Below are 12,920 nucleotides of genomic sequence, written 5' to 3'. Positions count from 1 at the left end.
GCCACGCTCGTCGCCCCGCTTCTCCCAGTCTGAGCAATGATCCCCGCAGCCGCATGCGGAGAACAGAACCCCACGGGGCAGCCGCTGGCTCGCCCCACCGCCGCTGCCGGCCGAGTCGGCCGAGCCGGAGAGCGTCCTGAAGCGGATGCGGTTCCCCTTTCTCCGCAAGGCAGCCCCGTCCGCGCTGGCCACGTCCGCTCGCAACGCTGGGATCCGGCCGACGTCGTGCGTCTCCTGCTGGAACAGGAGATCAAGGGCCGGGGCAGGGCCGCCCGTTGCAGGACCGCAAGCAGGCCAACCTGCCCACCGGCAAGACGTTCGACTCGTGGCGGGAGGAGGAATCCTCCATTTCGGCCCCTACCCGGCAGGCGTTGATGACGCTGGAGCGGGTCGGCCGGGCGGAGAACCTCGCCCTCGCCGGCCCGGCACCGGCAAGAGCCACTTCGCCGAGGTCATCGCCCACAAGGCCATCGACCGGGGCGTGCAAGTCGCCTGTTCAGCCTCGAATCGCTCACGGCCCACGTCGGCCGGGCCACCGTCGACAACATCGTCGCCAAAGCGATCGCGAAGATCACCAGGGTTCACCTGATCATCCTCGACGACATCGGGATGCTGCCGTCCGGCCAGGCCGCCATCGCAGCGTTCTACCGCGTTGCCTGGATGCGGGCCTCGGAGACCGGCGAGGGCATACCTGCTGTTCGGGCCGGTGGACGAGCTTCCCGGCCTGGTTCTGGACCTCGACGCCACGCTGGCCGCCTGCCACTCGGAAAGGGAACAGGCAGCCCTGACCTACATGGGCGGCTTTGGCTTCCATCCGCTGCTGTGTTTCCTCGCGAACACCGGCGAGGCCGTGTGGGACGACTGCGGCCCGGTGGCTCCGGAGCCAACACTGCCGCCGATCACATTGCGATGTTGGACCGGGCGATCGCGCAGATCCCCGACGCTCAACGGCACAGCACCGACGTCGTCGTCCGCACCGACAGCGCCGGCTGGACGGCGAACTGACCGCCGCCCAGCCGAAGAAGCTCCGCTGCCGGTTGCTGCATGTCGCCGCACGCCTCAGGGCCTCAGCGACACCTGATCGCCTCAACCGCCGAAACGGCGAGGCCGATCTCATCAGGTGATCCGAAGCGGATCGAGCCGCGTTCGGGACTCACCCATGCGTAGTTCACCGGGCTTGTGGCGTTGGTGCGGCGGGGCTGTGTCGACTCAGCCTGGGACAGGTCTCGATCCGGGGCCGGTCAATCCAGAGAGCCGGCGCTGCGGGCTGCCGTCGCACGACTCGCGCAGAACCCCGCTCCTGTTTCTGACGGTCGGGGTGCGGTCTGATTCGCCCGGAAAGGGGGGCGCAGATCCGCTGCGGGATGACAGCGGATACGTGGCCGGGGTCGACTCGGGGCATCTCAAGCCCCGCCGTGCCGAACGACGATACGGGTCACTGTGACCGTGACGGTGAGCCGCTCCGCGACACCGAGGGCGGCGAGGTGGGGGACGGCGGCGGCGCTCACCCGATCGTGGACGGTCCGGGCGATGTCCAGCGCCGACCGGCCCTCGGTCAGGACGCAGCGCACCTCGATGTGCCATCCCGACCCGTCCGGCGCCCGGTCGGCGCGGACGCCCGCCTCGGGTGGGGTGAGGCGAGGCGTGGTGTCCGTCCTGCTGGATGAGGCGGCGGCCGCGAGGCGGTGGGCGAGGCGGGGTTGCAAGGCCGCCACGCCGGGCACCGTGAGGGCCGCCTCGGCCGCGACAGCAGGGAGCGTGGTGGGGAAGACGGCGGTCATCACGTGCCACCGCCGGGCGGAAGGCCGGGGCCGACGGTGGGCGGCCCCGGTTCCAGGACGTCGACCACGGTGATGTCGACGGCCGCCACCGCGAGCCCAAGGTCCTGTCCGGCCGAGTGGAGTACCGATCGGCGCACCTGCTGAATCCGGTCGGGAAGCGGGCGGTCGAGGGCGGCCGCCAGGGTCATGGTCACCCGCACCTCGCTGCCCTCGTCGTCAGGTCCGAGCCGGCACGTCGCCGCCCTCGCACCGGGAACCGCGTCCGCCGCCCGCCGCATGACCTTCGCGGCGGCGTTCTCGGCGATCCGCAGGTCCCGGTCCCGGTCGGCCAGGGGCAGCAGCCGCCCGAGCCGTGCCTCTGCCCTGACGGCGTCCATGACGCGGTCGGCGAGTGCGTGCAGACCGTCAGGGGCCTCGGCGCACAGCGCCCGGGTGGCCGCGTCCACCGTGGCCAGTCCCTCGACAGCCTCTCGGCAGTGGGGGCAGGACGCCGGGTGCGGATCCGTGGGCGGCGCCGCGTCCTGCGCCTGTTCCCAGACCCGGCTGAGCAGCCGGCCGCAGGACAGCATCTCGTCACCGGCGAACGGGGGCGCGTCGACGGCCGGCCCGATGGGAGGCACGTCGGCCCCAGGCGGTGCGGAAGGCCGCGCGTGAGGGTCGTCTAGCGCCATGAATCCATCGCCTCCTGCAGGGTTCGGCGCGCTCTGAACAGTCTGCCGCGCACCGTCGGTTCACTGGTCCGCGTCACATGGGCTATCTCCTTGTAGTGCAGGCCCTGCACTTCCCTCAGGATCCAGCAGATCCGTTGGTCGGCGTCCAGTTCGGCGAGCGCCCGGGACAGGGCGGCGGCGGCCGCGTCCTGCTCGGCGGACCTGGCGGGCTGGCACCACGCGTCGCCCGTCGCGGGTTCGGCGACGGCGTCCAGGGAGAGGGGTTGCGGGCGGCGCCGGCGCACGGTCAGGCACCGGTTGACGGTGATGCGGTACATCCAGGTCCGGAACTCCGCACTATGGCGGTATTCCGGAAGCCGCCGCCAGGCACTGACGAAGGCGTCCTGCACGGCTTCTTCGGCGTCCTGGGGGCTGCCCAGCATGCAACGGGCCAGGGCCAGCAGGGATCGGCTGTGCCGCTGGACGAGAACGCCGAAGGAGTCCTCGTCCCCCTCGGCCGCGCGTACGGCCAGCACCCCGTCCGGCAGATCGCCTTCCGGCAAGGGGGATGCAGAGCGTTCGATCATGACGCCCCCACACAAACTCGAACATACGGGTACCCGAATGCGAATTGTGATACACGTCACATCGAATCGGCGTGAGAGATGTGCGCCAGGTACGTCCAACTTTCGACGGACATCACACGGATGTCCGACTGGCCGATCGAGGCGACCGCCATGACGGAAAACATTTCAAGCGTCGGCGGGGGCGGCCGGCCCGACACGGGCGTCAGCGCGCTGAAGGGCCGTACCGGGGCCGGAACCCCGGCCGAGACACGGGGGAGGACCACCATCGCGGACGGCGTGGTGGCCAAGATCGCGGGCATGGCCGCGCGCGAGGTAGAAGGCGTCTACAACCTGGGAGCGGGGATGGCCCGCGCCCTCGGCGCCATGCGGGAACGCGTCCCCGGCGGGGGCGGAAGCATCACGCGCGGCGTGAAGGTCGAGGTCGGCGAGCGCCAGGCCGCGGTGGACCTGGAGGTCGTCGTCGAGTACGGCGTCTCCATCGTCGACGTCGCCGGGGGCGTGCGCACCCATGTGATCAGCGCCGTCGAGCGGATGACAGGGCTGGAGGTCGTCGAGGTCAACATCGCAGTCGACGACGTCCACCTTCCCGACGAGGACGAAGACACCGAACCGGACGAGGGCCGCGTGAGGTGATCGGCTGCCACGTCCTGACCTGGCAGACGACCACACGGACGTCGGCGAGACGGGTGAGCACGATGAACACAGCGACGACGGGCCTCGCGGCCGGCATGGCCCTGGGCTTCGCCGGGTACTTCGGCGGCTTTTGGGCATTCCTGCTGGTTCTGGTCCTTGGCGCGACCGGGCTGACAGTCGGTCTCGCCGTACAGGGCGACCTCGACCTCCGTGGCCGGAGGCAGCGGTGACCACCCGGCCCGGTTCCCCGCACGACGGCGAAGGTTCCGGCCCGGCGGTGCGAGCCGCCGGTCTGCCGCCTCCGGCCGAGCGGGGCGTCACCGTCATCCCCGAGAAGGTGATCGCCAGGATCGCCGCACAGGCCGCACGCGCGGCTCAGTCCCGGCGCGCCGCCGTGCCGCCCGACCGGAGCGAGCCGTCGGCGCCCGCGGCCTCGGCGGCCGCCCGGGCAGGATCGGTGCGCCTGCACCTGGCCATGGACCTGCCGTACCCCACCGACCTCCCCCAGGTCTGCGAGCGGATACGGCACGACGTCTCCGAGCGCGTGACCCTGCTGACCGGCCTGACGGTGGGAGAGGTCACCCTCACCGTCCGGCGCCTGCTCACCGCCACCGACGCCCGCCGGGGGCGGGTCCGGTGAGCCGCGACCATGGCCCCCACCGGCGACGACACCGCGGGGGAAAGCCACCTGGCACGTGCGCAGGAAAGAGGCCTGGTATGAACCCCGACCCGGATCATCCTCCCACCCGAGGCTCCGCGCCCGCCGTGCGCCATGACACCGTGTCGCTGACAAAGAATCCCGGGGAGCCGGGGAGGCCCGCGCACCTCGGTCCGCCCGAACATGAGGCGTCCACTGCGCCGGACCGGGCAGCGGGCGGCCTCGGCAGCGGGCACCGGACCTACCGTCCGTGGTCCGCGCGCCGCCTTCCGGCCGTACTCGTCGCCTCCCTGTGTCTCGTCGCGGCAGGCGCCGCGCTGTTCGACGTCGTCGCCGTACGGGCGGGACGCCCTGCGGCAGCCTGGCGCCGGAGGCTGGCCGAAGAACTGGCCGCACGCCCCGTGGACGACGGGTGGATGCTCACGGGAGCGGCCGTCGCCGTTGCGGCCGGCCTCTGGCTGATCGTCCTGGCGCTCACCCCTGGCCTGCGTCGCTGGCTGCCCCTGCGCACCCCTGCGTCAGGGCTGCGGGCCCTTCTGGACCGCGACGGCGCCGCAGACCTGTTGCGCGACGCCGCCATGCGGGTACCCGGAGTCGGCAAGGCGCGCGTCCGGGTCCGGCGCCACCGCGTCAAAGCCCGCGCGGACATCCGCTTCCGCGACCCTCGACAAGTCAAGGACGACCTCATCACTGCTCTCGACGACGAGCGCGACCGACTCGCTCTCGCCCGCCCTCCCCGCATCGTCGTGCGGGCGCGGCAACGCACCGACTGACCGGAAACCCCACTACCGGAGCCCGCCATGACGCCGCGACCCTTGCTCAACCGCAGTCTTCTGGCCCTCGCCGGACTCGTACTGCTCGGCGGCGGACTTCTGATCATTTTCGCCGGGCTCGACGTCTACCGCCGACACGATCTGGTGCCGCCCGCCGGCTGGCCTCTGACCACCCCGGACGACGTCCTGCTCGCCTCCGCCGACCGGGCCCGCTGGAGCAGCCCGGGCTGGTGGTGGCCCACGGTCATCGCCGCCCTCGCCCTCGCCGCCGTGCTCGCCCTGTGGTGGCTGCTCGCCCAACTGCACCGACGCCGCCCCGGGTCGCTGCCCGTCGGCGGCACACCCCCCTCGGAGGGCGTCGAACTGCGCGACCGTGCGCTCAGCGACGCACTCGCCGCCGAAGCCGGTGCCCTGCCCGGGGTCGAGGAGACAGCCGTACGCATCACAGGCCGGCCCGCGCATCCCCACACCCGCGTCCTCCTCACTCTCACCCCTCAGGCGCCACCCGGCGCCGTCCTCGACGCCCTCTGCGCAGGCCCGCTTCGAACCGCCCGTCGATCCACCGGCCTCCCGCTCGTGCCCGCCGAGGTCCGCCTGCGGGTCACCCACCACAAACCGCACCGCGCGGAGTGAGGAGATGACCGACCGTCACCGCGCCTCCCCCTGCGATCCTTCGCGGCGGACCCTCGTCGTGCACAGGGAACGGCCACACTCCGCAAGGGAGAAATCATGATCATTCTGGGTATCGTTCTGCTCGTCGTCGGCTTCCTCACCGGACTGTCCATCCTGTGGACGATCGGGATCGTCTTGTTGGTCGTCGGCGCGGTCCTGTGGGTGCTCGGCTCGATGGGACACGCCCTCGCCGGACGACGTCACTACTGGTGAACGCTTACGACGGAACCCGGCCGCTGCAGGTCGTGCACTCAGCCGAGACGTTCCAGGAGGCTGAGAAGGCGCAGGAGAGGTCGATCTGACCCGCGATCGACTCTCCGCGCCGGGCGCAGCTGGAGGCGGCACGGCGGAGGTCCTGCTGGCTCTGGCCGTACGAGCGCAGGGGCAACGGGCCTCACCGGGCGGCCCGGTGGTGGCGACGCGTTCACCACAGGCGCCCGCCGATCGGAAGAACGGGTTCGGGCTCCACCCGCGTCTGGCGTCCTGCCGCAAGGAGACTTCCGCACGGGCGATGTCAGGCCGGCAGGGACGGGTTGCCGCTGCCCGTGTCGATGTCGATGAGGATCTGTTCGGCCTCGGTGAGATTGGCGGCGCGCGCTGCCCGGGCCATGGCGGCACGTGCCGCGTCCGGCGCTGTATGCGGCGGGACGACCAGCAGGGAGAAGTGGTCCTGTTCGCCTCGGGTGATGAGAACGGTGTCGTCCCCGACCGGGAACGAGTCGATGTGGACGACCCGGCCGTCGACCAGGAGCCGCGTCGGCAGTTCGTCCCAGGCACCGCGGTCCAGCCCCACGCGGGTGACAGGTCCGAGATGCTCGGTCAACGCCTCGATCAGCGACGGCAGCTCGGCACCGATGTCTCGGGAACGCGGCCACCAGGCGCCGTCCAGGATTCCCTCACGCGCGTGTGTGGTCTCGAGCCTCAGCAGTGCGGTGCCGGGACTCACCGATCGGTGGACAGCGTCCGGCAGCAACCTGGAGGCGCCAGGGGTGCCAGAGGTATCCGAGTCATTCATGGTGTCCGCCCGTCCTGCGTATGGCGGTCGCCCGTACTGCGGCGGCCGAGTTGTCCCTGCGGACGCGGCTCAGCCACGCTCCTCGTCTGCTGTTTCCATCTGCCGCAAGCCCTGATGCGTCAGGGTGATCCTGTCCGGTGTGTCGCCCCTGCCCCAGTCGACGACGATCCGGCCCTCGCCCACCAGATACGCGCAGGCAGCGGCCATGTCCTGCTCAGGGATGCCAAGTTCGTCGCGGAGCTTCGCCCCGTTGAGGCCCGGGAGACGGTTCACCTCGGCGGCTTGGTACAGAGCCCGCATGATCTTCCCGCGATACGTCATCCGCTCGTGCATGATCGCCATGACGTGCCTGCCTCTGCTGCCCGCGGTCATGCCGACGTCGATGTGCTCCGTCGTAGTTGTCGTGATGTGCCCTGCGGCGGCGGTTTCGTCCACCGCCGGACGGCGTCGTCGGGTCCGACGGCCGATCCCCGGCAGGACATCGGAGTAGTGGAACGTGGCGATCCGTTCATTCTGCTGACTGTTGAGCCGGCGCATCAGAAGGGCTCCGACGGCTGCCAGGACGAGCAGCACGGCCACGGTGATGGCGGTCATGGCCCTCTCACCTCCGTCCACCGGCGGGCGAACGCCTCATCGAGCGGAAGCGCCGGGTCAGGGGTGGCGGACCCGCTCCGCCTTCGCTCTCCCACGCGCTTTCCCCGCTTCGGGCATCGATGACGTCCGCTGCCACTCCCCGTACCGGGGCATCGACACCGTCGCCGGCCATCAGCAGCGCGGCGGCACCCGCACCGGTTTCCGGGGGAACCACCAGAAGATCCCTGCGGCCGTCGGAGAAGGAGAGGGTCACTCTGTGCGGATCCTGCTCCTCGGCGGACCAGCCCACATGCACCGTGCGCCCGGCGGCGGACACCCAACGCGGGATGATGGGCCAGTAGGCCGGATTCACCGTGACCCCTGTGACGCGGCCCCACCGGTCACCGAGTGCGGCCGTCAACGCCGGCAGCTCACGGGTGAGGGCGCGGGAGCGAGGCCACCATATGCCCTTCAGCCCACCCGGCGCGGACGCCAGGGAGAGGCGGGCCGGGAGCGATATGGCGCGCCTGTCCGACTTCGTGCGGTTGATGGTCACGTTCATGGCGCGGACCCGCCCCCGGGCCCGTGGGTGCGGCCCGGCGTTGTCAATCACCGGAAACGGCACCCGCAGCGGAACCGATGCGCGAAGAACTCCCGATGTCTTCACACTACTCCGCCTGTGGGCCTGTAATGCTGCCGATGGAAGGTATTTCCCAGTTCTTGCAGCGCGCCGGCGCGCCCCGCCCGCCTACCTGGCGTCAGCCTGCGGGCCGAACCAGGAAAGCGGGTCCGGTGGGCTTCGGACACGGACGCGCTCCAGCAGTCACTCAAGGACAACGGGTGCCAGTGCTACGCAGTCGTTGCGCAGGTTGCCCCAGTCCTTGGTGCTGACCTCCCAACGGTGAACGTAAATTATCGGATCACCGTAAATCGCGGCGCCCGAGACCCGCGATGCACGATGCACGATGCTGTCCAAAGGCTATCTGGGTTGTTGCATTGGTCAGTTGAGTTCACGCCTCCACATCTGAGAATGACACCGCAGGTCGCGGCGCTCAGACATGTGCCCCGCCCCTGCGCGCTGCAGGTAACCCCGTGTGTGGGCGGAACGGCCTGCCGTGGTGATTGCCCTCTCGCTTCGTTTCAAAGAAGGAGAAGCGGAAATTCGGTGAACAAGGGAAGAAAGGTCGCACGTTAGGAGCCTGCCCGATGTCAACAGGGACACTTCTGGCGATCATCATTGCCATCGTGGTGATAATCGCCGTGGCGGCCGTGGCAATCTCGCTACGCATGCGCCGCCGCAAGCTGCACGAACGCTTCGGTCCGGAGTACGAACGAACGGTCGAGGATGCCGACAGTCGCTCAGCCGGCGAGCGTGAGCTCAGGGCCCGCGAAAAGCGGCATGAAGCGTTGGACATCAAGCCGCTGGACAGCGGCGTCAGGGATCGGTACACCCGGGACTGGACCAGCGTGCAAGAAGAATTCGTGGACCGTCCGGAGGACGCCGTGCACGACGCGGATCGCCTCGTGACCTCCTTGATGCACGACCGCGGCTACCCGACCCAGGACTTCGATCAGCAGCTCAAGGACCTCTCGGTCCAGCACAGCCGCACCCTCGAGCACTACCGGGCCGCCCACGATGTCGACGAGCTCAGCGTCAGGCATCAGGCGACCACCGAACAATTGCGGGGTGCGATGGTGCATTATCGCGCCCTCTTCGACGAGTTGCTCTCCGACGGCGGCGAATCCCGCCGCCACGTCCCCGCTTGAAGGGCCCAGGACCGACCCGCCGCCTCGATCCGGGAGACGCGCGCAAGGCTCCAGAAAGCGAGAAGAAATGCAACGCGAAGACACACAGGGCAGCGGCGCCGCGAGCGGCCTGTCCACCGACGATCTCGCCCACCCTCAGGAAAGATCCACACTGGAGGGTGCGGGCAGCACGCCGACCGATGTTCCGACCTTTCCTGGCGAAAGCACGAACGCCCCCGGCAACCCCGCCGGCGAGAAGGCCGCGGGAGCCGGCGTAGGCACTCAGAACGGGGCGCTGAGCACCGACGAGAGCGGACTGCATCAAGCTCCGGGCCAGGACAGCCACGCCGAGGGCGAGGTCCACCAGCTCCTTAGCCCGCAGGATGAACAAGGCTTCCGTGCACGCTGGCAGGAAGTGCAGAACAAGTTTGTGGACGACCCGCGGGACGCCGTGCACACCGCCGACGCGCTGGTCGCCGACGTGATGCAAAGGCTGGCCACCACATTCGCCGACCACAAGCAAGAACTTGAAGACCAGTGGAACCGGGGCGAACAGGCGAACACTGAGGACCTGCGCCAAGCGCTACGCCACTACCGGTCCTTCTTCAACCGCCTGCTGGTCACCTGACACCACACGGATCGAATGGCTCGTCCTGATTCCATCAGCGTCCGCGCCCACATAAGGACGGGCTCCCTCCACTCGGCGGGCCCTTCGAGAAGGGGCTGGTCGAAGGCTGGTGCCATCAGGGGTGTTCACGGCATCGCGCATCGGAGCCTTGAAGCGGGTATCGCTCAGCGCAGATGTCGCAGAGCGCTACTGCCAGGTCTGGCGCACGGACGACACCTCTGTTCCGCAGAATCCCCGGTTCCCGAAACCGGGGATTCGCGGCTGAAATCTGACCCATTGGCCTCCAATCGGTCGACATCGAGGCTAGTCAGCTGTGCCATCGGTGCAGTCGATCGCTCGACAGTTGAGCCAATGGGCCCGGAGGTGGTTGTCTTTGTCCTATCCATGCACTTGCGGCGCCGCGCAGCGCCGGACGGCGACGAGGCCGGGTCCGGACCGCGGTGTCTTCGTCGTGCCTGCTTGTCGCCCGCCACCCGGGACGACCGCCGGCAGGACGCGTACCACCATGAGAGGGCGGCGCACCGCCGTGAGAAGGATGTTCTTGGCTCCGGACCCGGGGCGCCTGAGGATGCGGCACGCGACCCGTGCTGTCGTCGGTGTCGCCGCCGCCGTCGCCGTGTGCGAACTCAGCGGCCTGTCGCTCACCGCTTCGATCACCGGCGGGCTCGCGGCACTGCTGGCCCTCTTCACGGTCACCGACGCGACCGTCCGTGACCAACGGCTCACCACCGCCCTGCTGCCGGTCGCCGGATTCCCCGTGCTGGCGCTTGCCAGCGCACTGCACGGCGTCACCCCGGCCCGTGACGCCGCCTTCCTGGCTGTCGTCCTCTGCGGGGTCTACGCCCGCCGCTGGGGCCCGCGGGGCCACGCGCTCGGGATCTTCGCCTTCATGAGCTTCTTCGTCACGCAGTTCCTGCAAGCGGTTCCCGCTCAGCTGCCCGAGCTGTACCTCGCCATGAGCCTTGCCCTCTTCGCGGCCGGCGCCACGCGCTTCGTGCTCTGGCCCATCGAGCGTCGTCACACCCCACCCGCGCCGGCCCCGCCGGCCCTGCCCGGCAGCGGACTGGCGCGGATCACCACCCGGCAAGCCCTCCAGGCCACCGCTGCCTCGACTGTCGCGCTGCTGGTGGGGCAGTTGCTCTCCGAAGAGCGCTGGTACTGGGCCGTCGGCACTGTCTGGTGGATCTTCGTCAACACGGCTTCTCGCGGCGAAACCCTGGTCCGCGGCTTTCGCCGGGTCTTCGGAACCGTGCTCGGTGTCGCCGTCGGCCTGCTGGTCGCCATCCCGTTGCACGGCGCGCCCACGTCGACGGCCGCCCTCGTCGCCGTCTGCGTCTTCGGCATCTTCTACACCTCCGCCGTCTCCTATTCCTGGATGATGCTGGCGGTGACGGTCATGGTCAGCCTGCTCTACGGCCTGCTGGGCGTACTGGACACCGGCCTGCTCGGGCTCCGTCTCGCGGAGACCGGTGTCGGCGCGCTGTGTGCCGCGCTGGCAGTGGCCCTCGTCCTGCCGGTCACCACGCACGCCACGAACGATGCCTGGATACAGCGGGCGCTGCACTGCGTCCACGCGGCCACCGCCGAAGCGACCGCTCGCCTCGCCGGAGACCCGCAGGGCGACCCGGCGCCGCACGCCGCGGAACTGGAGCTGCTGCTCGGCCGGGTACGGATGGCACTCGCTCCGTTGACGCACCCCATGACTCCCTTCCGCGCCCGGAAAGCCCGTGCCCGTCAGGTCATCGACCTGCTCGACGACTGCGCCCGCGAGATCCGCGGCCTCGTCGCCGTCGCCGCAGACCCGGAGGCATCGCACGACGTCCGTCTGACCGCGGCCTGCCGGCGTGTGGAGGCCGCGGTGGAGGCACTCACCGACGGTACGACGGCACGGACCACCGCCTTCGCGCCCGAGCCGGCCGCGCACGAAGGGGCTCTCGCCCACCTGCACGGCCTGGAACGCGCCCTGGCGGAACTCGCCACGCCGCTGCGCGCACCGTCCGGGGCGCCGTCGGCCGGTGCCTGAGGGAGGCAGATCCTCCCTCGGCACTCACGCCGACCCGTTGGTCCAGACCGCACCGGTTTCAACTGCTAGCGTCGCCCGCGACACCCGACAACCGAGAGGGGACAGCCGTGGCAGACGGCGGACGGGCGTTCATCGGGTCGTTCACGGCGGCCGGCGGCCTCGGGGTCGTGACGGCGGGCGTGGACGCGGGAAGCGGTGCCCTGACCGTGCTGGGCAGCCTGAACGGGGTACCCGACCCCTCCTACCTCGCCCTCTCGGCGGGCGGGGACACCCTCTACGCGGTCAGCGAGACGACCGACGGCGCGGTCGCCGCGTACCGCGTCACCGGGGCCGTACCCGAACCGGCCGGTCCCCCCGTCCCCGTCGGTGACGGGCCGACCCACCTCAGCGTGGTCGCCGGTCACCTCCTGACCGCCAACTACGGCTCCGGCAGTGTCACCGCCGTGCCGCTGCGTCCCGACGGCGCCCTCGCCGTCGCCCCGTCCGGCGTGCTGCGGCACTCAGGATCCGGGCCGCACACCCTCCGCCAGCGGGGCCCGCACGCCCACCAGGTGCAGGGCGACCCCAGCGGGCGCTGGGTCGTCAGTGTCGACCTGGGCACGGACTCCGTACGCGTGTGCACGCTGAAGGAGGGCGGCCTCGCACTGCACCGGGAGACCGCCCTGCGACCCGGCTCCGGCCCGCGGCACCTGGCGTTCCACCCCGACGGCACCTGTGCATACGTGCTGAACGAACTCACGCCGACCGTCACGGTCTGCCGCTGGGACGCCTGGGACGGGTCGCTGAAGCCGCTGACGGAGACGCGGGTACTGCCCGGCGGCGCGGCGGGCGACGCCTACCCCTCGGGCGTCGTCGTCTCGCCCGACGGCCGTTTCGTGTGGACCGCGACCCGTGGGGAGGACGTGCTGTCGGTGTTCACGGTCGAGGGGGAGGGACTGCGGCTGACCGGGACGGTTCCGTGCGGAGGGCACTGGCCGCGCGCGATCGCCGTGTCGGGCGGGTTCCTGTACGTCGCGAACGAGCGGTCCGGGGACGTGACATGGTTCGCCCTCGACGCGGAGACCGGGCTGCCCCGGCGGGCCGGCTCTGTCGCCGTGCCGGCGGCGTCCTGCGTGGTGTTCGGCTGACCCTCGCCATCGCCATCGGCCGTCGCCGTCGAACCCGAGGGCCCGCTCCGGCAT

General features: G+C 70.5%; 16 protein-coding genes. 10 read left to right on the top strand and 6 right to left on the bottom strand.

Annotated features, from left to right (window positions below):
- Positions 1 to 1,403 precede the first annotated feature (1,403 nt).
- The 3 genes from ACWCPM_RS16045 to ACWCPM_RS16035 are packed head-to-tail and all read right to left on the bottom strand — an operon-like array spanning position 1,404 to position 3,018.
- Positions 1,404 to 1,781, bottom strand: a complete 378-nt coding sequence (locus ACWCPM_RS16045; protein ID WP_450976778.1) for a hypothetical protein — start codon at positions 1,779 to 1,781, stop codon at positions 1,404 to 1,406.
- Positions 1,781 to 2,401, bottom strand: coding sequence for a hypothetical protein (locus ACWCPM_RS16040; protein ID WP_450976777.1), 621 nt, complete (start codon positions 2,399 to 2,401; stop codon positions 1,781 to 1,783). Before ACWCPM_RS16040 ends, ACWCPM_RS16045 begins: the two co-directional genes overlap by 1 nt.
- Positions 2,402 to 2,442: 41 nt before the next feature.
- A complete protein-coding gene (locus tag ACWCPM_RS16035) occupies positions 2,443 to 3,018 on the bottom strand; it encodes an RNA polymerase sigma factor (protein ID WP_450976776.1) in 576 nt (191 codons plus the stop codon).
- 150 nt (positions 3,019 to 3,168) lie between these two features.
- Between ACWCPM_RS16035 and ACWCPM_RS16030 the strand changes: the two genes are divergently transcribed.
- From ACWCPM_RS16030 to ACWCPM_RS16005, 6 genes are all read left to right on the top strand, one after another.
- Positions 3,169 to 3,651 (top strand): Asp23/Gls24 family envelope stress response protein, encoded by a 483-nt coding sequence (locus tag ACWCPM_RS16030; RefSeq protein WP_450976775.1) that lies wholly within the window; start codon positions 3,169 to 3,171, stop codon positions 3,649 to 3,651.
- Positions 3,652 to 3,713: 62 nt separating this feature from the next.
- Positions 3,714 to 3,881 carry a hypothetical protein gene (locus ACWCPM_RS16025; protein WP_450976774.1) on the top strand — a complete coding sequence of 56 codons (168 nt, stop codon included), beginning with the start codon at positions 3,714 to 3,716 and terminating at the stop codon, positions 3,879 to 3,881.
- Entirely contained in the window at positions 3,878 to 4,291 is a 414-nt protein-coding gene (locus ACWCPM_RS16020; protein WP_450976773.1) for an Asp23/Gls24 family envelope stress response protein, read from the top strand. Before ACWCPM_RS16025 ends, ACWCPM_RS16020 begins: the two co-directional genes overlap by 4 nt.
- A gap of 140 nt (positions 4,292 to 4,431) precedes the next feature.
- Entirely contained in the window at positions 4,432 to 5,082 is a 651-nt protein-coding gene (locus ACWCPM_RS16015) for a DUF6286 domain-containing protein (protein WP_450976772.1), read from the top strand.
- Positions 5,083 to 5,109: 27 nt separating this feature from the next.
- Positions 5,110 to 5,715 carry an alkaline shock response membrane anchor protein AmaP gene (locus ACWCPM_RS16010; protein WP_450976771.1) on the top strand — a complete coding sequence of 202 codons (606 nt, stop codon included), beginning with the start codon at positions 5,110 to 5,112 and terminating at the stop codon, positions 5,713 to 5,715.
- Between the two features lie 96 nt (positions 5,716 to 5,811).
- Positions 5,812 to 5,967: a DUF6131 family protein gene (locus ACWCPM_RS16005; protein ID WP_450976770.1), complete on the top strand. Its 156-nt coding sequence runs from the start codon at positions 5,812 to 5,814 to the stop codon at positions 5,965 to 5,967.
- Between the two features lie 301 nt (positions 5,968 to 6,268).
- Here the strand turns inward: ACWCPM_RS16005 and ACWCPM_RS16000 are convergent, their stop codons facing one another.
- The 3 genes from ACWCPM_RS16000 to ACWCPM_RS15990 form a co-directional block, all read right to left on the bottom strand.
- Positions 6,269 to 6,769: a DUF5994 family protein gene (locus tag ACWCPM_RS16000; RefSeq protein ID WP_450976769.1), complete on the bottom strand. Its 501-nt coding sequence runs from the start codon at positions 6,767 to 6,769 to the stop codon at positions 6,269 to 6,271.
- Positions 6,770 to 6,838: 69 nt separating this feature from the next.
- Positions 6,839 to 7,363 carry a hypothetical protein gene (locus ACWCPM_RS15995; protein ID WP_450976768.1) on the bottom strand — a complete coding sequence of 175 codons (525 nt, stop codon included), beginning with the start codon at positions 7,361 to 7,363 and terminating at the stop codon, positions 6,839 to 6,841.
- A gap of 7 nt (positions 7,364 to 7,370) precedes the next feature.
- On the bottom strand, positions 7,371 to 7,904 hold the full coding sequence (locus ACWCPM_RS15990; protein WP_450976767.1) for a DUF5994 family protein: 534 nt from the start codon (positions 7,902 to 7,904) through the stop codon (positions 7,371 to 7,373).
- Between the two features lie 644 nt (positions 7,905 to 8,548).
- Between ACWCPM_RS15990 and ACWCPM_RS15985 the strand changes: the two genes are divergently transcribed.
- From ACWCPM_RS15985 to ACWCPM_RS15970, 4 genes are all read left to right on the top strand, one after another.
- Complete coding sequence (locus tag ACWCPM_RS15985; protein ID WP_450976766.1) at positions 8,549 to 9,109, top strand: hypothetical protein; 561 nt, start codon at positions 8,549 to 8,551, stop codon at positions 9,107 to 9,109.
- A 67-nt stretch (positions 9,110 to 9,176) separates the two neighbouring features.
- On the top strand, positions 9,177 to 9,716 hold the full coding sequence (locus tag ACWCPM_RS15980; RefSeq protein WP_450976765.1) for a hypothetical protein: 540 nt from the start codon (positions 9,177 to 9,179) through the stop codon (positions 9,714 to 9,716).
- 535 nt (positions 9,717 to 10,251) lie between these two features.
- Positions 10,252 to 11,739: an FUSC family protein gene (locus tag ACWCPM_RS15975; RefSeq protein WP_450976764.1), complete on the top strand. Its 1,488-nt coding sequence runs from the start codon at positions 10,252 to 10,254 to the stop codon at positions 11,737 to 11,739.
- Positions 11,740 to 11,846: 107 nt separating this feature from the next.
- The gene (locus tag ACWCPM_RS15970) at positions 11,847 to 12,866 is read left to right on the top strand and encodes a lactonase family protein (protein ID WP_450976763.1); all 1,020 of its coding nucleotides are present in this window, start codon (positions 11,847 to 11,849) and stop codon (positions 12,864 to 12,866) included.
- Positions 12,867 to 12,920 lie beyond the last annotated feature (54 nt).

The organism is Streptomyces sp. NPDC002309, assembly GCF_053593375.1.
This window is presented reverse-complemented; position numbering and strand designations above follow the sequence as displayed.